Annotated in this window: 24 protein-coding genes and 1 pseudogene; 16 read left to right on the top strand and 9 right to left on the bottom strand. The window is 54.7% G+C overall.

Features of this window, described 5'->3' with window-relative positions:
• Window positions 1-266: 266 nt before the first annotated feature.
• Genes ydcS through patD form a run of 5 tightly spaced genes read left to right on the top strand, consistent with a single transcriptional unit; the run spans window position 267 to window position 5,619 of the window.
• Window positions 267-1,412, top strand: a complete 1,146-nt coding sequence (ydcS, locus tag HV213_RS15365) for a putative ABC transporter substrate-binding protein YdcS (protein WP_181482356.1) — start codon at window positions 267-269, stop codon at window positions 1,410-1,412.
• Window positions 1,413-1,431: 19 nt separating this feature from the next.
• Entirely contained in the window at window positions 1,432-2,442 is a 1,011-nt protein-coding gene (locus HV213_RS15360) for an ABC transporter ATP-binding protein (RefSeq protein ID WP_181482355.1), read from the top strand.
• 1 nt (window position 2,443) lies between these two features.
• Window positions 2,444-3,373, top strand: a complete 930-nt coding sequence (locus tag HV213_RS15355) for an ABC transporter permease (RefSeq protein ID WP_181482354.1) — start codon at window positions 2,444-2,446, stop codon at window positions 3,371-3,373.
• On the top strand, window positions 3,363-4,169 hold the full coding sequence (locus HV213_RS15350) for an ABC transporter permease (protein WP_181482353.1): 807 nt from the start codon (window positions 3,363-3,365) through the stop codon (window positions 4,167-4,169). Before HV213_RS15355 ends, HV213_RS15350 begins: the two co-directional genes overlap by 11 nt.
• 22 nt (window positions 4,170-4,191) lie before the next feature.
• Window positions 4,192-5,619: an aminobutyraldehyde dehydrogenase gene (gene patD / locus HV213_RS15345; protein WP_181482352.1), complete on the top strand. Its 1,428-nt coding sequence runs from the start codon at window positions 4,192-4,194 to the stop codon at window positions 5,617-5,619.
• A 428-nt stretch (window positions 5,620-6,047) separates the two neighbouring features.
• On the opposite strand, the gene HV213_RS15340 is transcribed toward patD, so the two are convergent.
• On the bottom strand, window positions 6,048-6,170 hold the full coding sequence (locus HV213_RS15340; protein WP_181482351.1) for a small membrane protein: 123 nt from the start codon (window positions 6,168-6,170) through the stop codon (window positions 6,048-6,050).
• A gap of 584 nt (window positions 6,171-6,754) precedes the next feature.
• Here HV213_RS15340 and HV213_RS15335 point away from each other — a divergent pair.
• On the top strand, window positions 6,755-7,039 hold the full coding sequence (locus HV213_RS15335) for a hypothetical protein (RefSeq protein ID WP_181482350.1): 285 nt from the start codon (window positions 6,755-6,757) through the stop codon (window positions 7,037-7,039).
• A 49-nt stretch (window positions 7,040-7,088) separates the two neighbouring features.
• Here the strand turns inward: HV213_RS15335 and yncL are convergent, their stop codons facing one another.
• Window positions 7,089-7,184, bottom strand: a complete 96-nt coding sequence (gene yncL, locus HV213_RS15330; RefSeq protein WP_110274760.1) for a stress response membrane protein YncL — start codon at window positions 7,182-7,184, stop codon at window positions 7,089-7,091.
• 197 nt (window positions 7,185-7,381) lie between these two features.
• Here yncL and HV213_RS15325 point away from each other — a divergent pair, with 197 nt between their 5' ends.
• Window positions 7,382-7,555, top strand: a complete 174-nt coding sequence (locus HV213_RS15325; protein ID WP_110274759.1) for a GhoT/OrtT family toxin — start codon at window positions 7,382-7,384, stop codon at window positions 7,553-7,555.
• Window positions 7,556-7,626: 71 nt separating this feature from the next.
• Entirely contained in the window at window positions 7,627-8,391 is a 765-nt protein-coding gene (locus HV213_RS15320) for an alpha/beta fold hydrolase (protein ID WP_181482349.1), read from the top strand.
• Here HV213_RS15320 and HV213_RS15315 read toward each other — a convergent pair.
• A complete protein-coding gene (locus HV213_RS15315; protein ID WP_181485135.1) occupies window positions 8,388-9,821 on the bottom strand; it encodes an aldehyde dehydrogenase in 1,434 nt (477 codons plus the stop codon). The two genes, HV213_RS15320 and HV213_RS15315, sit on opposite strands and share 4 nt — an antisense overlap.
• A 271-nt stretch (window positions 9,822-10,092) precedes the next feature.
• On the opposite strand from HV213_RS15315, the gene HV213_RS15310 reads away from it, so the two are divergent.
• Both HV213_RS15310 and HV213_RS15305 read left to right on the top strand, forming a co-directional pair.
• On the top strand, window positions 10,093-11,691 hold the full coding sequence (locus HV213_RS15310) for an ABC transporter substrate-binding protein (protein WP_181482347.1): 1,599 nt from the start codon (window positions 10,093-10,095) through the stop codon (window positions 11,689-11,691).
• Window positions 11,692-11,708: 17 nt separating this feature from the next.
• On the top strand, window positions 11,709-11,942 hold the full coding sequence (locus HV213_RS15305) for a DUF2526 family protein (RefSeq protein WP_181482346.1): 234 nt from the start codon (window positions 11,709-11,711) through the stop codon (window positions 11,940-11,942).
• 7 nt (window positions 11,943-11,949) lie between these two features.
• Here HV213_RS15305 and HV213_RS15300 read toward each other — a convergent pair whose 3' ends face one another.
• Complete coding sequence (locus tag HV213_RS15300) at window positions 11,950-12,399, bottom strand: DMT family transporter (protein WP_181482345.1); 450 nt, start codon at window positions 12,397-12,399, stop codon at window positions 11,950-11,952.
• Window positions 12,396-12,914: a GNAT family N-acetyltransferase gene (locus tag HV213_RS15295; protein ID WP_181482344.1), complete on the bottom strand. Its 519-nt coding sequence runs from the start codon at window positions 12,912-12,914 to the stop codon at window positions 12,396-12,398. The genes HV213_RS15300 and HV213_RS15295 overlap by 4 nt, the downstream gene beginning before the upstream one ends.
• Before the next feature lie 158 nt (window positions 12,915-13,072).
• Here HV213_RS15295 and HV213_RS15290 point away from each other — a divergent pair, with 158 nt between their 5' ends.
• Both HV213_RS15290 and HV213_RS15285 read left to right on the top strand, forming a co-directional pair.
• On the top strand, window positions 13,073-13,648 hold the full coding sequence (locus tag HV213_RS15290) for a helix-turn-helix domain-containing protein (RefSeq protein WP_181482343.1): 576 nt from the start codon (window positions 13,073-13,075) through the stop codon (window positions 13,646-13,648).
• Window positions 13,649-13,921: 273 nt separating this feature from the next.
• A complete protein-coding gene (locus HV213_RS15285; RefSeq protein ID WP_181482342.1) occupies window positions 13,922-14,959 on the top strand; it encodes an NADP-dependent oxidoreductase in 1,038 nt (345 codons plus the stop codon).
• Between the two features lie 47 nt (window positions 14,960-15,006).
• Here the strand turns inward: HV213_RS15285 and rihA are convergent, their stop codons facing one another.
• Window positions 15,007-15,942 (bottom strand): pyrimidine-specific ribonucleoside hydrolase RihA, encoded by a 936-nt coding sequence (gene rihA / locus HV213_RS15280; RefSeq protein WP_181482341.1) that lies wholly within the window; start codon window positions 15,940-15,942, stop codon window positions 15,007-15,009.
• A gap of 298 nt (window positions 15,943-16,240) precedes the next feature.
• Between rihA and HV213_RS15275 the strand changes: the two genes are divergently transcribed.
• Window positions 16,241-16,540 carry a DUF406 domain-containing protein gene (locus HV213_RS15275; protein ID WP_110274828.1) on the top strand — a complete coding sequence of 100 codons (300 nt, stop codon included), beginning with the start codon at window positions 16,241-16,243 and terminating at the stop codon, window positions 16,538-16,540.
• Between the two features lie 90 nt (window positions 16,541-16,630).
• On the opposite strand, the pseudogene pqqU reads toward HV213_RS15275, so the two are convergent.
• A pseudogene (gene pqqU, locus HV213_RS15270) lies at window positions 16,631-18,742 on the bottom strand (TonB-dependent receptor PqqU).
• Window positions 18,743-19,003: 261 nt separating this feature from the next.
• Here pqqU and yncE point away from each other — a divergent pair.
• Together yncE and HV213_RS15260 are read left to right on the top strand one after the other, a co-directional pair.
• The gene (gene yncE / locus HV213_RS15265; protein ID WP_181482340.1) at window positions 19,004-20,065 is read left to right on the top strand and encodes a 7-bladed beta-propeller protein YncE; all 1,062 of its coding nucleotides are present in this window, start codon (window positions 19,004-19,006) and stop codon (window positions 20,063-20,065) included.
• A 141-nt stretch (window positions 20,066-20,206) separates the two neighbouring features.
• The gene (locus HV213_RS15260; protein WP_181482339.1) at window positions 20,207-20,428 is read left to right on the top strand and encodes a YgdI/YgdR family lipoprotein; all 222 of its coding nucleotides are present in this window, start codon (window positions 20,207-20,209) and stop codon (window positions 20,426-20,428) included.
• A gap of 48 nt (window positions 20,429-20,476) precedes the next feature.
• Here HV213_RS15260 and ansP read toward each other — a convergent pair whose 3' ends face one another.
• Window positions 20,477-21,937 (bottom strand): L-asparagine permease, encoded by a 1,461-nt coding sequence (gene ansP / locus HV213_RS15255; RefSeq protein WP_181482338.1) that lies wholly within the window; start codon window positions 21,935-21,937, stop codon window positions 20,477-20,479.
• 269 nt (window positions 21,938-22,206) lie between these two features.
• Between ansP and HV213_RS15250 the strand changes: the two genes are divergently transcribed.
• A complete protein-coding gene (locus tag HV213_RS15250; RefSeq protein WP_181482337.1) occupies window positions 22,207-22,746 on the top strand; it encodes an AAA family ATPase in 540 nt (179 codons plus the stop codon).
• Window positions 22,747-22,892: 146 nt separating this feature from the next.
• Here the strand turns inward: HV213_RS15250 and HV213_RS15245 are convergent, their stop codons facing one another.
• Window positions 22,893-23,432: an RNA 2'-phosphotransferase gene (locus HV213_RS15245; RefSeq protein ID WP_181482336.1), complete on the bottom strand. Its 540-nt coding sequence runs from the start codon at window positions 23,430-23,432 to the stop codon at window positions 22,893-22,895.
• Window positions 23,433-23,598 lie beyond the last annotated feature (166 nt).

Below are 23,598 nucleotides of genomic sequence, written 5' to 3'. Positions count from 1 at the left end.
CGGCCCGTAAAATAAGCCGGGTATTATGCTGGTTATTATTTTACCGCGACTAACCATAGGAAATTCGCATAGTCGTATTACCTCGCTAACTCCTTGTCTATAATCCACAAAGTTACCTCATGTTAATTAATTGTTGCGTAATGCGCCCTTTGTCACAACCTGAATAAATTTCCTCGGGGGCCCTAAGCGCGCCGTCTACTGTTATTAAGGGAGATATTTTTACGGCACGGCTGCCGCTAATTTTCTTGTGACAGGAGTAAGACCCGATGAGCAAAAAAATTGCCCGTGGCAGCCTTTGCGTGCTGGGTATGGCCTTCCTGACGGCGCAGGCCGCCGAGCCACCGACGTCTCTGGATAAAGGAGAAGGGCGTCTCGATATTATTGCCTGGCCGGGATATATCGAACGCGGCCAGACGGATAAAAGCTACGACTGGGTTACCCAGTTTGAAAAAGAGTCCGGCTGCCAGGTGAATGTTAAAACCGCTGCCACCTCCGATGAAATGGTCAGCCTGATGGCCAAAGGCGGCTACGATCTGGTGACCGCTTCCGGCGATGCCTCGCTGCGCCTGATTATGGGCAAACGCGTGCAACCGATTAACACCGCGCTGGTTGCCAACTGGAAAACCCTCGACCCGCGCGTTGAAAAAGGCGCGTGGTTTAACGTCGGCGGGAAGGTATACGGTACCCCGTATCAGTGGGGGCCCAATCTGCTGATGTACAACTCCAAAACCTTCCCGACGCCGCCGGATAGCTGGGACGTGGTATTTGTGAAACAAAATCTGCCGGACGGCAAAACCAATCAGGGGCGCGTGCAGGCCTATGACGGGCCGATTTATATTGCCGATGCCGCGTTGTTCGTCAAAGCGACCCAACCGCAATTAGGGATTGATGACCCCTATCAGCTTACCGAAGCGCAGTATCAGGCGGTGCTGAAGGTCCTTCGCGATCAGCATGGGCTGATTCACCGTTACTGGCACGACACTACCGTACAAATGAGCGATTTTAAAAACGAAGGCGTCGTCGCTTCCAGCGCCTGGCCCTATCAGGCCAACGGTCTGAAGGCGGAAGGTCAGCCGATCGCCACCGTCTTCCCGAAAGAGGGCGTCACTGGCTGGGCGGATACCACCATGCTGCATAGCGACGCCAAACATCCGGTTTGTGCCTATAAGTGGATGAACTGGTCGCTGACGCCGAAAGTTCAGGGCGACGTCGCTGCGTGGTTTGGTTCGCTGCCGGTCGTCCCGCAGGGCTGTAAAGCCAGTCCGTTGCTCGGGGAAAAAGGCTGCGAGACCAATGGCTACAATGAGTTTGCCAAAATTGCGTTCTGGAAAACACCGGTTGCTGAAGGCGGAAAATTCGTCCCTTACAGCCGCTGGACCCAGGATTACATCGCGATTATGGGCGGTCGTTAAGTCGCCGGAGGCGAAGAACATGTACGCGGTTGAGTTTGATAATGTCTCGCGCCTGTATGGCGACGTGCGGGCGGTGGATGGCGTCAGTATCGCTATTCGCGACGGTGAGTTTTTCTCGATGCTGGGGCCGTCCGGCTCCGGCAAAACCACCTGCCTGCGGTTAATCGCCGGGTTTGAACAGCTTTCCGGCGGGGCGATCCGTATTTTTGGCAAACCGGCCAGCGAACTGCCGCCGTGGCAGCGCGATGTGAATACCGTTTTTCAGGATTATGCGCTGTTTCCCCATATGTCGGTGCTCGACAACGTTGCCTACGGGCTGATGGTCAAAGGGATCGGTAAAAAGGAGCGGCATGTTCGCGCGCAGGAGGCGCTGGAAAAGGTTGCGCTCGGTTTTGTCCAGGCACGCAGGCCTTCTCAGCTTTCTGGCGGTCAGCGTCAGCGGGTGGCGATTGCCAGGGCGCTGGTCAATCAGCCGCGCGTCCTGCTGCTGGATGAACCGCTCGGCGCGCTGGATTTAAAACTGCGCGAACAGATGCAGGTTGAGCTGAAAAAACTGCAACAGGCGCTGGGCATCACCTTTATTTTTGTCACCCACGATCAGGGCGAGGCGCTGTCGATGTCCGATCGCGTTGCGGTGTTTAATAACGGGCGAATTGAACAGGTTGATGCGCCGCAGGACCTCTATTTGCGGCCCAAAACAGCGTTTGTTGCCGGGTTTGTCGGGACCGCCAACGTCTTTAGCAGCGAACGTGCGCAAAAACTGTGTGCGATGGCCGGGGCATGGTCGCTGCGCCCGGAACACATTCGCCTGAACGCGGCGGGGGAAATTCAGACGCAGGGCGTGGTGCAGGCGGTGCAGTATCAGGGGGCGGCGACGCGCGTCGAACTGAAGCTGGCCGATGGTGAAAAGCTGCTGGTGAGCCAGGCAAATATTGATGGTCACGCTGCGTTAAACGCGCCGCCGGTGGGGCAAACGGTAATGGCTTCGTGGTCGCGAGCAGCGATGGTGCCTCTGGAAAGCGGAGGCTGACATGACCATGGTGATTCCGCCAGCTTCAACCGGTCGCTTGTCGGCATTATTCTGGCGTAAACCCTCTTTGGGCCTGTTTCTGTTGCTACTTGGCCCGCTGATGTGGTTTGGCATTGTCTATCTGGGGTCGCTGCTGACCCTGTTATGGCAAAGCTTTTACACCTTTGATGACTTTACTATGTCGGTGACCAGCGATCTGACGCTGGCTAATCTGCGGGCGCTGTTTAACCCGGCGAATTATGACATCATCTTGCGTACGCTGGTGATGGCGCTGTCGGTGACGATTGCCAGCGCGATTCTGGCGCTGCCAATGGCGTGGTACATGGCGCGCTATACCCGCGGCAAAATGAAAGCCTTCTTTTACATCGCCGTGATGCTGCCGATGTGGGCGAGCTATATCGTCAAGGCCTATGCGTGGACGCTGCTGTTGGCGAAAGATGGCGTAGCGCAGTGGTTTTTGCGCCATCTCGGGCTGGAAAGCGTGCTGAGCCTGGTGCTGACCATTCCGGCCGTGGGAGGCAATACGCTTTCAACCTCGGGGCTGGGCCGTTTTCTGGTGTTCGTCTATATCTGGCTGCCGTTTATGATCCTGCCGGTGCAGGCTGCGCTGGAGCGACTGCCGCCGTCGCTGCTTCAGGCTTCCGCCGATCTTGGCGCGCGTCCGCGTCAGACTTTCCGCTACGTGGTGCTGCCGCTGGCGATCCCCGGCATTGCGGCGGGGTCGATATTTACCTTCTCGCTGACGCTGGGCGATTTTATCGTGCCGCAGCTGGTGGGGCCTCCGGGGTTCTTTATTGGCAATATGGTCTATTCCCAGCAGGGGGCGATTGGCAATATGCCGATGGCGGCTGCCTTTACCCTGGTGCCTATCGTGTTGATTGCCCTTTATCTGGCGTTCGTGAAACGTCTGGGAGCGTTTGATGCACTCTGAACGCGCACCGCTGTTCCTGAAAGTAGCGACCTGGGGAGGGGTGATATTCCTGCATTTCCCGCTACTGATCATCGCCCTCTATGCGTTTAATACTGAAGATGCCGCCTTTAGCTTTCCGCCGCAGGGCCTGACCCTGCGCTGGTTTAGCGAAGCGGCAGAGCGTGCCGATATTATTGAATCCGTGACGTTGTCACTAAAAATAGCTGCGCTGTCCACGGCTATCGCGCTGGTACTTGGCACGCTGGCTGCAGGAGCATTATGGCGCAGCACTTTCTTTGGCAAAAACGCGGTGTCGTTGCTGCTACTGTTGCCGATTGCGCTGCCCGGCATTATTACCGGGCTTGCGCTGCTCACCGCGTTTAAGGCGGTCAACCTTGAGCCGGGTTTGCTGACCATCGTCGTGGGTCATGCGACTTTCTGCGTGGTGGTGGTGTTTAACAACGTGATTGCCCGCTTTCGCCGGACCTCGTGGAGCCTGGTGGAAGCATCAATGGATTTAGGCGCAACGGGCTGGCAAACCTTTCGTTACGTAGTGTTGCCCAATCTGGGATCGGCGCTACTGGCGGGCGGGATGCTGGCGTTCGCCCTGTCGTTTGATGAAATTATCGTCACCACCTTTACTGCGGGACATGAACGCACGTTACCGCTCTGGCTACTCAATCAGCTTGGTCGCCCGCGCGATGTTCCGGTGACCAACGTGGTGGCGCTGTTGGTGATGCTGGTGACGACGATACCGATTTTGGGGGCCTGGTGGCTCACCCGTGACGGCGATATGAGTGCTGAAAACGGAAAATAAAACACCGATACAGGATACGACTATGCAACATAACCTTTTAATTAACGGTAAGTTAGTGGCTGGGGAAGGCGAAATGGTGCCGGTGTTTAATCCTGCCACCGGTGAAGAGATTTTATTGATTGCCGAAGCCACGGCGGCGCAGGTGGATGCCGCGGTTGAAGCCGCCGATGAGGCATTTGTCAACTGGAGCCAGACCACGCCGAAAACCCGTGCTGAGTATCTGCTCAAGCTGGCAGATACCATCACGGAACATGCGCAGGCGCTGGCTGAGCTGGAGTCGTTAAACTGCGGCAAGCCGTTACACTGCGTGGTCAACGATGAACTCCCGGCGGTCGCCGACGTGTTCCGCTTCTTTGCCGGGGCGGCCCGCTGCCTGCCGGGGATGGCGGCGGGTGAATACCTTGAAGGACATACCTCCATGATCCGCCGGGACCCGGTGGGCGTGGTTGCCTCTATTGCACCGTGGAACTACCCGTTGATGATGGCGGCATGGAAGCTGGCGCCCGCGCTGGCGGCAGGCAACTGCGTGGTGATCAAACCTTCAGAAATTACCCCTTTAACTGCGCTGAAGTTGGGCGAACTGGCAAAAGATATTTTTCCCGCCGGGGTACTTAACGTGCTGTTTGGTCGCGGGGCAACCGTCGGCTCCCCGCTGACGGCCCACGCTAAAGTCCGAATGGTGTCATTAACCGGTTCAATTGCCACCGGGGCGCATATCATCGGCCATACTGCCTCGTCGATTAAACGTACCCATATGGAACTGGGCGGTAAAGCGCCGGTTATCGTGTTTGATGATGCGGATATTGATGCGGTGGTGGAGGGCGTGCGGACCTTTGGTTTCTACAACGCCGGGCAGGATTGTACCGCCGCCTGTCGTATCTACGCGCAGGCCGGGATTTACCATCAACTGGTGGAAAGTCTGGGCGCTGCCGTTGCCAGCCTGAAGATGGGTCCGCCGGATGATGAAACGACCGAACTGGGGCCGCTAAGCTCACAGGCACATCTTGAAAGAGTAAGCGCCGCCGTCGATGCTGCTCGCGCGCTGCCGCATATTCAGGTGGTGACCGGCGGCAGCAAAGCTGCGGGTAAAGGCTACTACTATCAGCCCACTCTATTGGCGGGGGCAAAACAGGAGGATGCGATCGTGCAGCGCGAGGTCTTCGGCCCGGTTGTCAGCATCACGTCTTTTGCGGATGAAGAACAAGCGCTTAACTGGGCTAATGATTCACAGTATGGCCTGGCGTCATCGGTATGGACTAAGGATGTCGGCAGGGCGCATCGCCTCAGCGCGCGTTTGCAGTATGGCTGCACCTGGGTTAACACCCATTTTATGCTGGTCAGCGAGATGCCGCACGGCGGACAGAAACTCTCTGGCTATGGCAAGGATATGTCGATGTATGGCCTGGAAGATTACACGGTAGTCAGGCACGTGATGATTAAACACGGATAGCATAAATACGTCGATATAGTTACGTAGTTTCTAAATTAGCTTGCTAATAGTTGCGATAGCAGTAAATGTTAAAACAGGGCGGCTTTTTCGTGAGAATATTCTTAAACCCCTTCAAGAGCTAAGCCATCATGAGTGCCGGAGATAAGCGCCGGATGGGGTCTGTTAACCCCCCTGGGTGCGGGATGTACCCCGGGCGGGTAGTGCGATATAACACCCGCCAAGAATGGCAATGATTATCAAGCCCCTGCATTGATTGCAGGGGCTTTTTTATATGGATTATTGCGATGATTAAGAACAGCGTGCAGGTGTGATTCAGGTAGATGTAGCAGGCTGGTTAACACGCGCTTACGCAAAAGAATAAATGACGGAGTGTCGTCAATAGCCAATAACATGAAGGCATAATTTATTTTTCTAAAATAATTATCATGCTAACGTTTTGTTTTTTTGCTCGGTAAGCTCGACTGTTTACGATCGCGAGCGTAAGACACGAGATTATAAATCGCAGCGACCAGTAAAATTAACGCCACAATAAGAACGGCGATTCCCGACATGTACCACCTCAAAAAATTGAATGAGTGAAAAACAAGCATTGCATAACTTGAGTTTATGAATGTATGGTTTTATGCCAGATAACGCAAATGATATTTCCTATCATTTAAATGACAAAATCATGAAAAACACTCACATGCATGATGGTAATAGTATGTTTATTAATTGATATTTTTGCAATTTTCATCTTGATTCAATTCGCGAACAATCAGGAGTAATCGCATTTCGTGCTAATGGTGAGATTGTCTCATCAATGCTTTTATCTTGAATACTGATGGATGTGAAGTGCTCATCTGACTGAGAGACATGATAACCGTATTGCGTTTTCAGGCAGCAATTCCAATATTTTGTTTAATGTGCATTTATATTTATCAATAACTCTATAGATTAAACCACATTAATATTGTTGTTATTAATTACCGGGTGCGAGCGTTGTGTTTGGGGGTTATAGAAATAACGTGAGCGGCGCTTATTATTTATCTCTGGTATTTTGAATACGTATAAATGTAACTTGTTTGTTAATTTCATATGGAGCGGCGACTTCAGGAAGACCAGGGGGGCTGGGTTTGACTTTCCATAGCCGCTCATGCGAACATTCCGCGCAATTTGTTACTTCGAAGTTGATATTGTTTTGAAAAAAATAGCATGTTTTCTATTTGTGGTCTGCGCCACGGCAACTCTTTACGGCAATTTCCCGGCTAAACATATTATTGGATGTGAAAAGCAGGGGGTACCGGAAGCTATCTGCATCGCTGCCGAGTGGGATAGTGAAAAAGTCGATCTGTTACCGGCATACAATCCTGAAAGTCTGAAGGTGCTTGCCTTACAAAAGAGCGGCTCTGCTGCTGATGCGGGCGCTTTCAAATCGTAAAAAAGCAGCCCTTGAAGGCTGCTTTTTTAGGTTTCATTGCTGAGTAAAATCAGTAAAACCAACCAAAACGAACGGACAACAGGCTGATGAGCGCAAGTGCTGCGCCGACATTAATCAGAATGACGGTTTTGCTGGAAACATCCATAACGCCACCTTTTTGAGTAAGCCTCTACAGGTATAGTACGAGGTCAAAGAATGCGCTATCGGACAACGCCGAATCGATCGACTTTCTGAAAATTATGCTTGCCTTTGTTTTAAGATTTCATCATCTCTGATGCACGCTGGGGTGCGAAAGAGCATTGTCTTTAGTGAAAATGCTTATCAGGGAAGGAAGAAGAAAAAATGACCGTATACCAGAAAATGCTGGTTTTTTATGCCGTTATGGGATGTATCTGTGCCGTGATAAGCTGGTTCTTAACCAAAGAGAGCCGTTGGATACGTCTGCTTGCCGCATTGTTGATCGGCGCGACCTGGCCGTTCAGCTTCCCGATGGCGCTGCTGGTCTCGTTGTTCTGATTTAAAAATCGATACCTCGCGTTATATGATGGCTGTTTAAAAAAACAGTGATAACTAACGGATGGTCATCGATGAACAGTTTCTTTTCCTCTCAAGCTGGCGCCACCGTGCGCTGGCTTGATCTGCCCGGTCGCGGCGAACCTATTGTTTTTATTCACGGCCTGGGCTGCGCCTCTACGTATGATTATCCTCGCGTAGCCGCCGATCCCGCGCTGGCAGGGCGGCGGATGCTCCTTGTTGATTTACCCGGTTATGGCTATAGCGATAAACCGGCCTCTTTTGGCTATCGCACCGGCGATCAGGCAAAAGTGGTGGTCGAACTACTGGAACACTTAGCGCTTACACGCTGCTATTTATATGGACACAGCATGGGGGGCAGCATTGCGATTGAAGCGGCAGAACTGCTTGCTGAGCGGGTATTAGCGCTGCTGGTGGCCGAGCCTAATCTGTATCCCGGCGGGGGGATGTACAGCAGACGCATTGCTGAACAACCTGAGGATCGCTTTATTGCTCAGGGCTACGGCGACATGCTATCGGCTGAAACATCACCCTGGGCAGGTTGCCTGCAAAACAGCGCTCCCCGGGCCGTCTGGCGCGGGGCAAGCAGCCTGGTGAAAGGTGTTACGCCTTCCTGGTTTACCCGCTTTAGCGCTTTAGCCTGCCGTAAGGCCCTGGTCTACGGAGAACTTTCTCTCCCCGCGCAGGAAGCCATTGACGTTAAAGCCGTCGGAATCCCGCTGTTTATTGTTCCCCAGGCAGGGCACTCGATGGCCTGGGAGAACCCCGAAGCATTGGCCCAAACGCTGGCCGATTTTTACTTTAGCGCTGAGTCTTAAAATGGCAGTTCGCGCGGGCGGGTTTGCAGCGTTATCCAGCGCAACTCGGTAAATTCGGCTATCCCCGCGCGCCCGCCAAAGCGGCCATACCCGGAAGATTTGCAGCCGCCGAACGGCATTTGCGCTTCATCATGCACGGTAGGGCCGTTGATGTGGCAAATGCCGGTTTGCAGGTTTTGCGCCAGGTTCCACGCCCGGGCGCTGTCCCGGCTGTAGACCGCCGACGAGAGGCCATATTCGCTTTCGTTGGCAACGGCCAGCGCTTGCGTTTCATCTTCAACCCGGATAATCGCTTTCACCGGGCCGAAAGACTCTTCACGCCAGATGCGCATTTCCCGGGTGACCCCATCAAGCAGCGTGGGGCGCATTTGCGTCGAACTGGCTTTGCCGCCGGTTAACAGACGCGCGCCTTTCGCCAGCGCATCGTCTATCAGCGTATTGCAGCGGGTGACTGTTTTCATATCCGCTACCGGCCCGAGAAGGCTGGCGGGGAGGGCTGCCGCGCGTTTGGCCAGCAGCAAAACAAACTCATCTGCGACGGCATTATCAATGATGATTCGCTCGGTCGACATGCAAATTTGCCCGGCATTGGCGAACGCGCCAAAAACCGCGCCTGCTGCCGCTTGTTCGAGGTCGGCGTCATCCAGCACCAGCAGCGGAGCCTTGCCGCCAAGCTCAAGCACCGCCGGTTTCAGATGTTCGCCGCAGGTGCGGGCGATAATTCTTCCCACCGGCGTGGAACCGGTGAAGTTAACGCGGCGCACGGCGGGATGCGCTATCAGCGACTCCACCAGATCAGGTGCGTCGGCGGGCGCACAGGTCAGATAGTTGACGACCCCGGCGGGAAAACCTGCTGCTGCCAGCGCATCAATAATCAGCCCTTGCGTGGCAGGCGACAGCTCTGCGCCTTTGAGGATAACCGTATTGCCGCAGGCCAACGGCGTGGCGATAGCGCGGGTCGCGAGGATTAACGGCGCGTTCCACGGTGCCATGCCGAGCACAACCCCCGCGCCCTGGCGGATCCCCATCGCCAGATTTCCCGGTACGTTAGATGGGATAACCTGCCCTTCGATCTGCGTCGTCAACGCGGCGGCTTCGCGTAGAATATCAGCGGCGAGATGGACGTTAAACCCGGCCCAGTGGGCGGTAGCACCGGTTTCCGCCGCCATGGCGGCAATAAATTTAGCCTCACGGCGCAGCATTTCCTCGGCGGCTTCCAGAAGAAGACGACGCCTCTCTACGGGGGCCGTTTCACGCCATTGTGGAAAAGCGCTGGCCGCGGACTCCACGCAGCGACGAGCGTCGGTCAACGTTGCAGCACTGGCGACAGAAACGATCTCTTCCGTCACCGGGCTATGGCGGCTAAACGTGGCATGACCTTCGGCATCGTGCCATTGGCCGTTGGTGTACAGATTGCAGGTTATTGTCATTGTTAGCGTCTCCTGGTATAGCGATTTTGCCGAGTGTATCGGTTTGCACCACGTCCTGGAGCGAGCGGGGCGGTAATCGCCCCCTTTTTTCCCAACCTTCCGGGAACTTCACAATTTATTGATGATGCCAATGGTGAAAAACAGGCTTGTGTTGAATTAATCGGCGAAAACGACGTTTTCAGCATAACTTGATACCGATTGATTATTTGCCGGGGGAATATTCCTGTGCTGTTATTGGAGGACTTATAACAAATTCATAAGGCTTATAACCATGTCTACAGGGAAAACACTGCTTGCGCTGGCGCTAAGCGCGCTATTGCCAGCCGGTACTGCATTGGCGGCGGGGAGCGATACGCTGGTCTACTGTTCCGAAGCCTCGCCGGAATCTTTCAACCCGCAGATTGCCAGCTCAGGGCCGTCTTTTGTCGCCAGTTCGCAGGTGCTCTATAACCGCCTGATCAACTTTGACCCGGTAAAAAATACGCCAATTCCGTCACTGGCGACCGAATGGACCGTCTCCCCGGACGGCAAAACCTGGACTTTCACTCTGCGCAAGGGCGTACAGTTCAACAGCAACAAATACTTCAAGCCGACCCGCGATTTTAACGCCGATGATGTGCTGTTCTCGGTACTGCGTCAGAAGGATGAGAAACACCCGTACCACAATGTTTCACAAGGAAATTATGAATATTTCCACGACGTCGGGCTGGATAAGCTGATCAAAGAGGTCAAAAAGATCGATGACTATCACATTCAGTTCGTCCTGAACGAGCCGAATGCGGCGTTCCTCGCCGATTGGGGGATGGATTTTGCGTCGATTCTTTCTGCCGAATACGGCGATGCAATGCTGAAAAAAGGCACGCCGGAGTACGTCGATACCTGGCCTATCGGCACGGGACCTTACGCGCTGCAACAATATAAAGTGGACTCGCTGATTCGCTATATCGCTAACCCGCATTACTGGGATGGTGAAGTGCCGACCAAACATCTGATCTTCTCGATCACCCCGAACGTCGAGACACGTCTGGCGAAGCTGCAAACCAACGAATGCCAGATTATTCCTGCACCGTCGCCGGTACAGTTCCCGGTGATTAAAGGTAATAAAGACCTGGCCCTGCATTCGGTGGAAGCGCTTAACGTCGGCTATCTGGCGTTCAATACCGAGAAAAAACCGTTTGATAACGTGCTGGTGCGTCAGGCTTTAAACTACGCGACGGATAAACAAGCGATTGTTAAAGCGGTCTTCCTGGACTCCGGTAGCGTTGCGAAATCACCGATTCCGGCCAATATGCTCGGCTACAAGAAAGATCTACCGGATTATGGCTATGACCCTGAGAAGGCGAAAGAACTGCTCAAGCAGGCCGGACTGGAAAAGGGCGCGGAAGTGACCCTGTGGTCGATGCCGGTACAGCGTCCGTATAACCCTAATTCGCGGCGTATTGCGGAGATGATCCAGAACGACTGGAGCAAGGTTGGGATCAAAGCCAAAATTGTCACCTATGAATGGGGTGAATATCTTGCCGGAATGCGTAAAGGCGAGCACGACAGCGCGCTGTTTGGCTGGATGTCCGATAACGGCGATCCGGACAACTTCGCCGGAACCTTGCTAAGCTGCGACAACATTAAAACCGGCTCTAACGTCGCCCGCTGGTGCGATAAATCCTACGATGCGCTGGTGAAAAAGGCTATCCTGGTGAGCGACCCGCAGGAGCGCGCGAAGCTGTATGGTCAGGCGCAGGAGATTTTTTATCAGCAGGCCCCGTGGATAACTCTGGCGACCGGGAAAACCTTCTACGCGACGCGCAGCAACGTCAGTGGCTATAGCGTGAGCCTGATGGGCAGCGATTTTTCCAAAGTAAAACTGAATTAAGCCGCAAGGAGAAAAGAATGCTACATCTGGATGAAGTGATCGCCCGCGTGGATGCCACGATTGCGGAAGGCGTGATTACCCATATGAATGAACTGCTGATCGCGCTGAGCGATGACGCTGAGCTGGGACGCGAAGAGCGCTATACCCAGCAGCAGCGCTTGCGTAATGCCATCGCTCATCATGGTCGCCTGCAGCATGAAGAGCAGGAAGCGCGCCGCGAGCAGTTAACCCGTGGCGGCGAAATTCATTAAATCGCTGTTAAAACTGGCGTCTGGCTACCAGCCAGGCGCCTATCACCAGCATCACTGCCCCGCACAGCGGGCCAATCAGGGCGCGAACCGGCACGTCGTGCGCCCGGATTAGATCAATCACCAGCCCGCCGACCAACTGACTGGCAATCAGCACCGCAATCGTGGTCGCCGCTCCGACGTTCTGGTAGCCGCTAATGCTGGCAAAAACAAAGAACGATCCCAGTAGACCGGGAATTAACGTCCACCATTTCACGCTAACCGCCAGCTCCTGAAACCCCGCCGCGCCGTGGCGTAGCATCAGTATCGTCACGAAAATAACAATACCCACCAGCGAGTTAAGCAGCATCGCGATAAGAATAGTGGACGAGGACTGGGTAATGCGCACCATCAGCGTGTTTTGCAGCACCAGCCCAACCCCTGCGGCAATTAAACAGGCCAGGGTCAGCGTCTGGTTCATGCGCTGCCGTCCGGATCGCGACGATCGTCGAGCTGTAATTGCATAAACGTCAGATCCAGCCAACGACCAAATTTCGTGCCCACCTGCGGCATGTGTCCGGTGGTGACAAACCCCAGTGTTTCATGCAGATGCAAAGAAGCCTCATTTTGCGCTTCGATACCTGCAACCATCACGTGTTTATTCAACCGCCTGGCCTCGGCGATTAACGCAACCAGCAGGCGGCGACCCAACCCTTTACCCTGGTGATCCGGGTGAACATAGACGGAATGCTCGACGGTATGGCGAAAGCCGTCGAAGGCGCGCCAGTCACCAAATGAGGAATAGCCAGTGATGACGCTATTTTCTTCGCTGACCAGTACCGGGTAACCGGCAAACTGGCGGGCTTCAAACCAGGCAATACGGTTGTCCGTATCGACGGTTTTGTCGTTCCAGATAGCGGCGGTATGCACTACCGCGTGGTTATAGATTTCAGCGATTGCGGCGCAATCGTCTTTACTGGCATGGCGGATGGTCATGGCAAACCTCAACGGTTGTACACTATAGTAGTACGACATTATTACAATAATGTACGCAAGGCTGCATCTGCTTTGGTCATAATATTTTATTATGTCGCGTCATACCGCTCGCTGCGACCGCTTGTTGCTGCCAGACGCATACACTATAGTGTCACGTTATGAATACTTTAGAAGACAACCTTAATCAGCGCATCAGCGCGCGCATCCGTATCGAACGGGAATCCCGTGGCTGGTCGCTGAGTGAACTGGCAGAGCGGGCGGGGGCGTCACGGGCGATGATCCACAAAATCGAACGCGGTGAAAGCAGCCCCACGGCGTCAATGCTTGGGCGACTCTCCGGCGCATTTGGCATCAGCATGTCAACGCTGATCGCCCGTGCGGAGATGCAGGAAGGTAAGCTTTTGCGTTTGGCTAACCAGCCAGTGTGGCGCGACCCGCAGAGCCACTATCTGCGCCGCCACGTATCCCCGCGCAGTGACCTGCCCATCGATCTGGTGCAGATAGAACTCCCGGCAGGCAGCGATGTGCCGATGCCTGCGGCCTCTTATGCGCTGGCTCGCCAGCTTATCTGGCTGCAGCAGGGCGAACTGGTGTTTGTCGAAGGCAACACACGTCACGAGATGCAGGCGGGAGACTGCCTTGAGCTTGGGCCGCCTAACGATTGCCGCTTTATTAATGAATCTGCGCAAGCCTGCGTTTATCTGGTCATTCGACTCAATCAATCTGCCTCTTAGAGCCTATCCCATTAGGGCTATTTTACTTGCCATTTTGAACCTGGGCAGTGCTCGGACAAAACTCACCGAGTTTTGAACGCCCTTCAGGGCGGCCCGAAGGGTGAGCGGAGCGAATCATCCTCGCGTACTACGTGTACGTTCCGGTTTCTGTGCGCTGTCCGCGTTCAAACTGTCTGCGCCAATAACGCCTACTGGGATAGGCTCTTAATGTCAATGCGTATTGCCGGGAAAGCAGCTAGCCTCAGTACAGACTTGTCAAAAGAGGAGTTTGTTATGGCTTTTAATCCACAACGTCATCGCCGCTGGCTACTGGCGTCTCGTCCACATGGCGAGCCGACCGGGGAAAACTTCCGCCTGGAAGAGGGCGACGTCGCGTCTCCGGGGCCGGGGCAATTACTGCTGCGCACCGTCTATTTATCATTAGATCCCTATATGCGCGGGCGCATGAGCGATGCCCCGTCCTATTCGCCGCCGGTGGCCATTGGCGCGGCGATGGTGGGCGGTACCGTGAGTCGCGTCGTGACATCGAATCATGCCGATTTCCAGCCCGGCGACTGGGTGCTCAGCTACGGCGGCTGGCAGGATTATGAACTGTCAGACGGTAGCGGGCTGGTGAAGTTAGGCGATAATCCTGAGCATCCCTCCTGGGCGCTGGGGATTCTGGGGATGCCGGGCTTTACCGCCTATATGGGCCTGCTGGATATTGGTCAGCCGAAAGCGGGCGAAACGCTGGTGGTCGCCGCCGCAACCGGGCCCGTTGGCGCAACGGTCGGGCAAATCGCGAAGCTAAAAGGTTGCCGTACGGTGGGGATAGCTGGCGGTAGCGAGAAATGCCGCTATGCGGTCGAAACCTTAGGGTTCGACGTGTGTATCGACCACCGCGCGCCTGATTTTGCCGTCAAGCTGCTCGAAGCCTGCCCGCAAGGGATCGACATCTATTATGAGAACGTCGGCGGCAAAGTGTTCGATGAAGTTCTGCCGCTGTTAAACACCTCGGCCCGCGTCCCGGTTTGCGGCCTGGTCAGCGGCTACAACGCCACCGCGTTGCCGGATGGGCCGGATCGTTTACCGTTGCTGATGGCGACGATCCTCAAAAAACGTATTCGGATGCAGGGCTTTATTATCGGCCAGGATTACGGCCATCGCATTGCGGAGTTTCAGCAGGAGATGGGGCGCTGGGTGCAGGAAGGCAAAATCAAATACCGTGAGCAGGTCGTCGACGGTCTTGAGCACGCGCCGCAGGCGCTAATCGGTCTGCTGAAGGGCGAGAACTTCGGTAAAGTGGTGGTTCGCGTCTCTCCAGATGAATGACGTATTTCCCGGCAGGCAGTAGCGCCTGCCGGGGTTTATGACGTGAGTTACGCGTAAAACGCCAGCCGCTCGGCCAGCAGGTCAACAAACGCCTGACGGTCGACGTCGAGCATCACCGTGGCGTTCGGTTCTTTCCCGGTCAGGTTGTAGAAATCAACCACCGTCATTCCTTGAGTGTATTTCCCCTGGGTTTCCACGCCGACCCAGCGTTCAATGGTGGTGAACATCTCCGGTTTCAGCAGCCAGGCAATGGTGCAAGGATCGTGCAGCGGCGCGCCGACGAAGCCCCATTTTTCATCCTTATGATATTCAATGAAGAAATCGAGCAGTTCGGCGACAATCGTCGAAATCGGGTTGCCAATACGGCGGAAGCGTTCGATATCTTCGGCGTGAATTTGCGCTTTATGGGTGACGTCCAGACCGGCCATCACCACCGGGATAACGGACTGAAAAACGATCTCCGCCGCTTCCGGGTCGACGTAGATATTAAACTCGACCGCCGGTTGCCAGTTACCCAACACCATCGCGCCGCCCATAATGACAATGCGGGCGATTTTGCTATGCAGTTCAGGATGGCTGTTGAGCAACAGCGCGACGTTGGTTTGCGGCCCGGTTGCCACGATTGTCACCGGCTCGGCGCTTTCACGCAGCGTTTTAGCCATTAGCTCAACGGCGGTGCAGCTTTGCGCGGCAAAATCGGGTTCCGGCAGCGCCGGACCATCCAGCCCGCTTTCGCCGTGTACGTTGTCAGCGATAATCAGCTCGCGCATCAGCGGCTTGAGCGCGCCACCGGCCACCGGGATATCCTGGCGTTTCAGCAGGGTGAGCATCCGCAGTACGTTACGCAGGGTTTTGTCCGGGGTCTGGTTTCCCGCGGAGGACGTCACGGCTTTAACATCGAGTTCGGGTGAGGCGAGGGCAAGAACGAGAGCAATCGCGTCATCATGACCCGGATCGCAATCGATAATTACTGGCAGTGCCATGGTGGCTCCTTATTGGCGTTGTTTTGTGACAAGGGTAACGCTGTAAAACGGGATAGACGAGGCACAACGCAGGATAGTGTGATGGCGTGCACGATTGATCGCAGTTGAGTGCGGACTGATACGATGCATGAGCTGTGGTGTTTTATCGGTGTGCAATGACGATACCGCCATGCGATGGCGCAAGAAGTTGACTCTTCCAGTGACATATACTGATGAAAGACTAATCCATACGAATTTTAATGGTTTGCTTTTCTGCTGACGGATTCTTATCCTGATGAAAACTCAAGAGGTTACCACGATGAAAGATGTTGTAGATAAATGCAGTACTAAAGGTTGCGCCATCGATGTTGGGTCGATTATTGATAATGAGGATTGCGTCTGGCAGGTTGCGAAAACTTTCCCATCACGCGAGGAGGCGGAATCTACACTGGCAGCCGTTCGCGAACGTGCTGTAGCCGCAGCGCCCGCCAGCGAGCCGCCGCAGGTTGACTATACCATTGTGGCCGCAGGTGATGAGGTGAAGCTTGATGTTTCTATCGCTTTCTCCTGCCAGGCGGAAAAGATTATTTTTGAATTGTCCCTAAGAAACATTATTTAAGGCAAAGCGCGCGTTTTGGAAATTGCCCGGTGGCGGCTGGCGCCTTACCGGGCCTACGAAAAGTACGCAACCTGATGAGAGAAACGACCGTTATTCAAACCGCCATGCCAGATTCAGCCCGACACCATAATTGCGACCCGGTGCCGGTTCGTAGTAGCGACCGTTGGATTCGTTAACGATAACCGAGCCCGCGTAGCTGCGGTCGAACAGGTTATCGACGCGGCCAAACAGATCCATATCCACCTTGCCGTAGCTCCATTTATAGCCGGTCGTCAGGCCGACCACCGTCCATGACGGCGCTTTGGCGGTGTTTTCATCATTAGCCATAATATCGCTCATATAGCGAATATCGCTGCCCGCGTACCAGCCTTTTTCGGGCTGATAGCCGAAGGACGCATAGCCCATATTGCGGGCGATCCCCGGAATACGATTGCCTTTACAGCTCGTGTCGTCGCAGACGTTGGTGCGATAAGTCGCATCCAGCCAGGTCCACGCTGCTTGCAAACGCCAGCTGTCGCCGAACTGCTGATCCAGCCCCAGTTCCATCCCCTGACGACGGGTCTTACCGGCGTTTTTATAGCTGGTACGCCCGCCGCTGCTGGCGTCGACCACAATCTCATTATCGGTATCAGTCTGGAATAGCGCAGCGGTTAACAAGCCATTGCCAATACGCGCCTTGCTGCCAATTTCGACGGTTTCGTTGGTTGACGGCTGGAGATCAAAGTTCAGACCGCCCTGGTTGCCGGAACGATACGAAAGCTCGTTAATCGTTGGCGTTTCGAAGCCGCGACCGGCGGAAACGTACAGATTCCACGCGTCGGTTACTGCATATTTCAGCGAGCCCGCTGGCAGCCACTTGTGATAGCTGGCATCGCCGCTATCATCGCCGTTGCCTGGGGTAATGTAGTCGTCATTAGAATCGAACCACACCGAGCTGTAGCGCACCCCGGCGTCCAGCGAAAGTTTCTCGGTAAGCTGCCACTGAGTTTGCAGATACGGGTCGATATTCCACATCAGATTACGTTCATTGCGGCGCAGGTCGCCCTTTTCGCCGTACTGCGGCGCGCCGTTGCTCATGACAAAGTTTTCGAAGCCTTTGCGGCGCTCGCTCATGGTTTCGTAATCGAGACCGGTGGTAAAGGTGACCGGCACCAGCAGCTCGCCGCGGTGGGTCCAGCGGGTATCAATCCCCTGATAGTGTCGGGTCAGGTCGATAACGCCGCCCGCATGGGTCGGATTAAGCTGCGGCGCGCGCGGAATCGACTGATATTGCGTGGTTTCGCGCTCACCGGCGTACATCATTACGCTCAGATCGTCCTGCTCGCTCAGCTGGCGCTCATAGCGCAAACCGGCCTGGGTCTGCTTAATGGTTTTGCGCGTATTGTACTGATCGCCGCGGGGAGACTGGCGAGGGTTACTCTGCCATTCGTCATAGCTCAGGCCACCTGCATCGTTAGCTTTGATATCGACGCTGTTGAACAACAGGGTCAGCTTGCTGACGTCGTCGATACGTACGCCCAGTTTGGCGTTTGCGAGATTCTTGCGCGCGCCGCTGTGGTCGCGGGAGCCGTGGGTGGTGAAGCGGTTGGTGGAAACCACATAGTCGACGTCGCCCGCGTGCGTACCGTCACCGACAGCGCCGGTTGCTTTCATGCCGTAATGCTAGGTACCGAAGCTACCGTAGTAGCTGCTGGCTTCGATGGTTGGCGGCTGGCTGCCGGTCTGGCTGGTGGCATTAATTACTCCGCCGGAAGAGTTGCCGTACAGCGCGGAAAAGGGGCCGCGCAGCACCTCAAGCGAGTCGAGGCTGCCAATGTCAATATTCGAGGTTTGCCCCTGGCCATCGGGCATGGTGGCCGGAATACCGTCGACGTATATGCGCAGCCCGCGCACGCCGTAGGTCGAGCGGGAGCCGAAGCCGCGAATAGAAAGCTGCAGATCCTGGGCGTAGTTTTGTCGGTTTTGTACCTGGAGGCCGGGAACCGCGCCCAGCGACTCGGAGAGGTTTACGCGCGGCGCGGCCTGGCGCATTTCATCGCCGTTAACCACGCTCACGGCGGCTGGGGTATCGAGTTCAGAAACTGTAGATGGCGCAGCGGTGACGACCATGGTTTGTTCAGCGGCGCTGGCGGTTGGCGCGCTGGCAACCAGCGGCAGAAGCAGGGCGGGGAGCGCGGCGGCGCGCACGGAAAGGATTTTCATCAGAGTTACTCGCAAAACGAACCAAATGGGACATATGTATATATGTTAACTCTATTGTAAATTATTTGAAAAGACTTAACGATATTTGAGTTAACGAATAGCAGGAATTGCGTGATCTCAAGGCCACTATACGCAATTAATGCTCCACATTGAGATAAATAATGATTACTATTCGCATTCCGTAAATGGCGTAAAGCAATGATTTTGCGCCCGGAAGCACTGTCGAGCAGGCACATATTTGTTTTATCAAAGGGAGTCGTTATGTCATTACGTCATCTGTCCGCGCCGCGTCTGCGCCGTTCACTGTTATTAACTTCATTGCTGCTGGCGGGGAGCTTCAGCGCTCACGCGGCGGAAGAAATGCTGCGCAAGGCCGTCGGCAAGGGCGCATACGAAATGGCTTTTAGCCAGCAAGAAAATGCGCTGTGGGTGGCCACGTCTCAGAGTCGTTCGCTGGATAAAGGCGGTATCGTTTATCGTCTTGACCCGACGACCCTTGAGGTGACTCAGGTTATTCATAACGACCTGAAACCGTTCGGCGCGACCATCAACAACGCCACCCAAACTCTGTGGTTTGGCAACACCACCGACAGCACCGTGACGGCGATTGATGCCAAAACCGGGAAGGTGAAAGGGCGTCTGGTACTTGACTCCCGCGAACGTAGCGAAACCGTACGCCCGCTGGCCCCGCGTGAACTGGCGGTCAACGAGAAAACCAATACTGTCTACATCACGGGTCTCGGTAAAGAGAGCGTGATTTGGGTGGTTGATGGCGACAAGCTGACGCTGAAAGATACCATTGCTAACACCGGCGCGATGGCGACGGGGCTGGCAGTGGACGCCGAGGCCAACCGTATCTACACCACCAACGCTGATGGTGAGCTGGTGACTATCGACAGCACCAGCAACAAGATCCTGTCGCGCAAAAAGCTGCAGGATGACGGCAAAGAGCACTTCTACCTGAACCTGAGCCTCGATACTGCCGGTCACCGCGCCTTTATTACCGACGGCAAACAGCCGGAAGTGCTGGTGGTTGATATTCGCGATGGCAAAGTGCTGGAGAAAATCGCCGCGCCGGAGTCTCTGGCCGTGCTGTTTAACCCGACCCGCAATGAAGCCTACGTGACGCATCGTAAAGCCGGTGAAGTGAGCGTGATTGATGGTAAGAGCTATAAAGTGGTCAAGACTTTCAAAACCCCGACTCACCCGAACAGCCTGACGCTCTCCGCCGATGGTAAAACGCTGTACGTCAGCGTGAAACAGGAATCAACTCGTCAGAAAGAAGCTACGCAGCCGGATGACGTTATCCGCATCGCGCTGTAATCTTCTCAGGAGGGGGCAACCCCTCCTGTCCCCCCATATTACCCTCTGTTACAAACACTTATTAGCCGGATAAATGCAATGGCTATACACTTAAGACTTTCCTGCATCAGCGGGACGGTGGCATTAATTCCTGGAGAAAAGATGAAAAAATCATTAATGGTTGTGTGCGCTGGCGCGATGCTGGCTTTTCTGGCGGGCTGTAGCTCAAACTACGTGATGACAACAAAAAGCGGGCAGACGATTGTGACTCAGGGCAAGCCGAAGCTGGATAAAGATACCGGCATGACCAGCTATACCGATGAGTCCGGCAACCAGCGCCAGATCAACAGCAGCGATGTTGCTCAGTTGGTTGAAGATAATTAAGTACTAAAGTGTTGCGGTTTGCCCTGAGAGGCAAACCGCAAGAGTGGTTTATTGCTGTTTTTCAATCCCCGGCGCGGTGCTATGAATTGCCTGCACGCGTTTACGCACGCCAAACCAACCGGCTACCAGCAGCACGGCAATCAGCGGAATCGAACCGATAGTATAAGTACCGTTCGGATAGTCGAAAGCCATCAATACCAGCACGCTAAGCAAGAACAGCAGGGTCAGCCAGGAAGTGAAGGGCGCGCCCGGCATTTTGAAGCTGACGTCCGCCGCTTTGCCTTCCTTAATCGCTTTACGCAGGCGCATCTGACACACCACGATAAAGCCCCACGAAGCGATTATCCCCAGCGAAGCGACGTTAAGGACAATCTCGAATACCTGCGAAGGCACCAGATAGTTGAGGAATACCCCAACCACGTAGACCGCCAGCGTCGCCAGAATCCCGGCGTAAGGCACATGATGGCGGCTCATTTTCGACATAAACTGCGGTGCGGAACCGCCCATCGACATGGAGCGCAGAATGCGCCCGGTGCAGTAGAGGCCGGAGTTCAGGCTGGAGAGCGCAGCGGTTAACACTACGATATTCATCACGCTGCCGATATACGGCACGCCCAGCTTCGAGAAAAAGGTGACGAACGGACTTTGCCCGGCCTGATAAGCATTCCACGGCAGCAGCAAAACCAGCAACAGCACCGAACCCACGTAGAACAGGCCGATACGCCAGATAACGCTGTTAATCGCACGTGGCACCATGGTCTGCGGGTCTTTACACTCGCCAGCAGCGGTACCGACCAGTTCGATAGAGGCGAAGGCGAAAACCACGCCCTGCACCAGCACCAGTGCGGGCAGCAGGCCGTGTGGGAACAGGCCGCCGTTATCGGTAATCAGATGGAAGCCGGTGGCGTTGCCGTCCAGCGGCTTGCCGCTGCCGAGGAAAATAGTCCCAACCACCAGAAACGCCACGATCGCCAGCACTTTTATCAACGCGAACCAGAACTCCATCTCGGCGAACCATTTCACCCCAATCATGTTCATGGTGCCGACAATCGCCAGCGCGCCAAGGGCGAAAACCCACTGCGGAACATCGCTAAATGCGCCCCAATAGTGCATATACAGCGCAACGGCGGTGATATCGACAATGCCGGTCATCGCCCAGTTGATAAAGTACATCCAGCCCGCAACGTAAGCGGCTTTTTCGCCAAGGAACTCACGGGCGTAGGAGACGAAGCTGCCGCTGGAAGGGCGGTGAAGCACCAGTTCGCCCAGCGCGCGTAAAATAAAGAACGAGAACAGGCCGCAGACCAGATAAACCAGCGCCAGCGCGGGACCTGCCATCTGTAAGCGCGCGCCTGCGCCGAGGAATAAACCGGTACCGATGGCACCGCCGATGGCGATCATCTGCACTTGACGGTTGCCCATTGCCTTGTGATAACCGGACTCTTGCGAGTTCAGCCAGTGGCGTTTTGCAGCATGCTGCTCCGCCACAGTAGTGTGTTTCGTATTCATTGATATTGCTATTTTCCTGTCAATGTCCATGAGTGGTTCGTGATGCTGGCCCTCTCATCATTCTGGTGAATGAGATAAGCCAACATGGCGGAGAATCCTACACGCATCACAAAATGGACGCACGCAAAACATTAGCGGGCAGCACTTGCTTAAATATCAAGGAGATCGGTTATTTTCTGACGGCAGGAGAATGGTCAGAGAATTTTGCTCATCGTTTGCGACGTTATTGCGCTATTATTCTCAGCCCGCGTTTTGCCCGAGAGACAACGATGAAAATCAACGTAGTAGGGACCAGCGGCGTCGGCAAATCTACCCTCGCGCGTCGGCTGGCTCAGGAACTGTCACTGCCTTATATCGAAATGGATGTACTTTACTGGCGGCCGGAGTGGCAAGGGACGCCGGATGATGAGTTTTACGCCACACTTGCTGCAGCTCTCGACGCGCCAGGCTGGGTGTTGGACGGTAACTACAACCGCAGCCGTGCGGTGAAATGGCGTGAGGTTGATTTGGTGGTGTGGGTGGATTACAGCTTCTGGCGCACCTTCCGTCAGGCGGTATGGCGCGCGGCCTCTCGTGCAAGCCGCCGACAGGAGCTGTGGCCCGGCACCGGCAATTGCGAAACCTTCCGCCGCTCCTTCTTTAGTCGGCAATCCATTATTCTCTGGACGCTAAAAACCTGGCGTAATAATCGCCAGCGCTATCTGGCGGATATGCAGGATCCACAATATCAACATATTCGCTTTGTGCGTTTACGCAACCAGCAGCAGACCGAGGCGTTGGTCCGCGAGCTTCAACAGCAATGCCGATAGTTCCCCGGCTCGCGCTGCGCTTAGCCGGGCTACAAAACTATCCGTAGCCCGGCTAAGGCGCATCGCGCCGCAAGCCGGGAGGAGTGCGGAATATGAGCCAGGAGTAGCCCGGACAGGCGCGCCGCGCCGCCTCCGGGATTGCCTTATCACTCAATAAACTTCGCGGGCACCGCCGCCGTTAACCAAACCCCATTCTCCGCCTGATAAAACTCAATGTTCTGCTCATACATCGATAAGGCATTAATTTTCAGCACCACGGGCTTACCGTAACGTTTTCCCACCTCAGCCGCGGTTGTTTCGTTATCGGATAGATGTACATATTGCCTGGCGCCGGGAATCAACCCCTGTTCACGGATCGCATCAACAAATCGCGTTGCGGTCCCATGAAATAAAAACTCAGGCGGTGTTGTTGCAATAAACGTGATATTAACCTGTCGGGAAGAGTGCCCCTGAACCGCGCGGATACGCTGGCCATCGGCTGAAATGGCAAAGCGCTTTTTATCGTTGTTTTCAACAACCGATTGAATGAGCTGCCTGTCGAGCTGCACGTGTTCTCTGGCCGCGCAGGCAATCAATGTGTCGATATCCGTCCAGCCTTCGTTATCCAGTCTCAGTCCGATGGCTTCGGGCTGATGGCGTAAGACATAACTTAAAAATTTACTCACTTCTGTCTGTGATTTGCTCATTAAATTTAACCCTTGCTTCCTTGTTGAGGGGGAATGATTAGCGTGCTTTTATATTACTCATAACTTTGATCAATGGTTTTTTTATCCGCGATGAGCCATAACGTGCGGCAGAAAGAGGCTGTTTCTTCGCTCCCTGTGCGCCTATAATTGCAGCCAGAATTTTGAT

Origin of the sequence: Klebsiella sp. RHBSTW-00484 (genome assembly GCF_013705725.1) — a bacterium.
Classification (GTDB): domain Bacteria; phylum Pseudomonadota; class Gammaproteobacteria; order Enterobacterales; family Enterobacteriaceae; genus Klebsiella.
The sequence above is the reverse complement of the archived record's forward strand: the minus strand, read 5'-3'. Positions and strand labels throughout refer to the sequence as shown.

What these genes read in the sequence shown, in the direction of transcription:
- ydcS (WP_181482356.1), top strand. Translation starts at nt 267, where the DNA reads ATGAGCAAAAAAATTGCCCGTGGCAGCCTTTGCGTGCTGGGTATGGCC.
- HV213_RS15360 (WP_181482355.1), top strand. Translation starts at nt 1,432, where the DNA reads ATGTACGCGGTTGAGTTTGATAATGTCTCGCGCCTGTATGGCGACGTG.
- HV213_RS15355 (WP_181482354.1), top strand. Translation starts at nt 2,444, where the DNA reads ATGACCATGGTGATTCCGCCAGCTTCAACCGGTCGCTTGTCGGCATTA.
- HV213_RS15350 (WP_181482353.1), top strand. Translation starts at nt 3,363, where the DNA reads ATGCACTCTGAACGCGCACCGCTGTTCCTGAAAGTAGCGACCTGGGGA.
- patD (WP_181482352.1), top strand. Translation starts at nt 4,192, where the DNA reads ATGCAACATAACCTTTTAATTAACGGTAAGTTAGTGGCTGGGGAAGGC.
- HV213_RS15340 (WP_181482351.1), bottom strand. Translation starts at nt 6,170, where the DNA reads ATGTCGGGAATCGCCGTTCTTATTGTGGCGTTAATTTTACTGGTCGCT.
- HV213_RS15335 (WP_181482350.1), top strand. Translation starts at nt 6,755, where the DNA reads ATGCGAACATTCCGCGCAATTTGTTACTTCGAAGTTGATATTGTTTTG.
- yncL (WP_110274760.1), bottom strand. Translation starts at nt 7,184, where the DNA reads ATGGATGTTTCCAGCAAAACCGTCATTCTGATTAATGTCGGCGCAGCA.
- HV213_RS15325 (WP_110274759.1), top strand. Translation starts at nt 7,382, where the DNA reads ATGACCGTATACCAGAAAATGCTGGTTTTTTATGCCGTTATGGGATGT.
- HV213_RS15320 (WP_181482349.1), top strand. Translation starts at nt 7,627, where the DNA reads ATGAACAGTTTCTTTTCCTCTCAAGCTGGCGCCACCGTGCGCTGGCTT.
- HV213_RS15315 (WP_181485135.1), bottom strand. Translation starts at nt 9,821, where the DNA reads ATGACAATAACCTGCAATCTGTACACCAACGGCCAATGGCACGATGCC.
- HV213_RS15310 (WP_181482347.1), top strand. Translation starts at nt 10,093, where the DNA reads ATGTCTACAGGGAAAACACTGCTTGCGCTGGCGCTAAGCGCGCTATTG.
- HV213_RS15305 (WP_181482346.1), top strand. Translation starts at nt 11,709, where the DNA reads ATGCTACATCTGGATGAAGTGATCGCCCGCGTGGATGCCACGATTGCG.
- HV213_RS15300 (WP_181482345.1), bottom strand. Translation starts at nt 12,399, where the DNA reads ATGAACCAGACGCTGACCCTGGCCTGTTTAATTGCCGCAGGGGTTGGG.
- HV213_RS15295 (WP_181482344.1), bottom strand. Translation starts at nt 12,914, where the DNA reads ATGACCATCCGCCATGCCAGTAAAGACGATTGCGCCGCAATCGCTGAA.
- HV213_RS15290 (WP_181482343.1), top strand. Translation starts at nt 13,073, where the DNA reads ATGAATACTTTAGAAGACAACCTTAATCAGCGCATCAGCGCGCGCATC.
- HV213_RS15285 (WP_181482342.1), top strand. Translation starts at nt 13,922, where the DNA reads ATGGCTTTTAATCCACAACGTCATCGCCGCTGGCTACTGGCGTCTCGT.
- rihA (WP_181482341.1), bottom strand. Translation starts at nt 15,942, where the DNA reads ATGGCACTGCCAGTAATTATCGATTGCGATCCGGGTCATGATGACGCG.
- HV213_RS15275 (WP_110274828.1), top strand. Translation starts at nt 16,241, where the DNA reads ATGAAAGATGTTGTAGATAAATGCAGTACTAAAGGTTGCGCCATCGAT.
- yncE (WP_181482340.1), top strand. Translation starts at nt 19,004, where the DNA reads ATGTCATTACGTCATCTGTCCGCGCCGCGTCTGCGCCGTTCACTGTTA.
- HV213_RS15260 (WP_181482339.1), top strand. Translation starts at nt 20,207, where the DNA reads ATGAAAAAATCATTAATGGTTGTGTGCGCTGGCGCGATGCTGGCTTTT.
- ansP (WP_181482338.1), bottom strand. Translation starts at nt 21,937, where the DNA reads ATGAATACGAAACACACTACTGTGGCGGAGCAGCATGCTGCAAAACGC.
- HV213_RS15250 (WP_181482337.1), top strand. Translation starts at nt 22,207, where the DNA reads ATGAAAATCAACGTAGTAGGGACCAGCGGCGTCGGCAAATCTACCCTC.
- HV213_RS15245 (WP_181482336.1), bottom strand. Translation starts at nt 23,432, where the DNA reads ATGAGCAAATCACAGACAGAAGTGAGTAAATTTTTAAGTTATGTCTTA.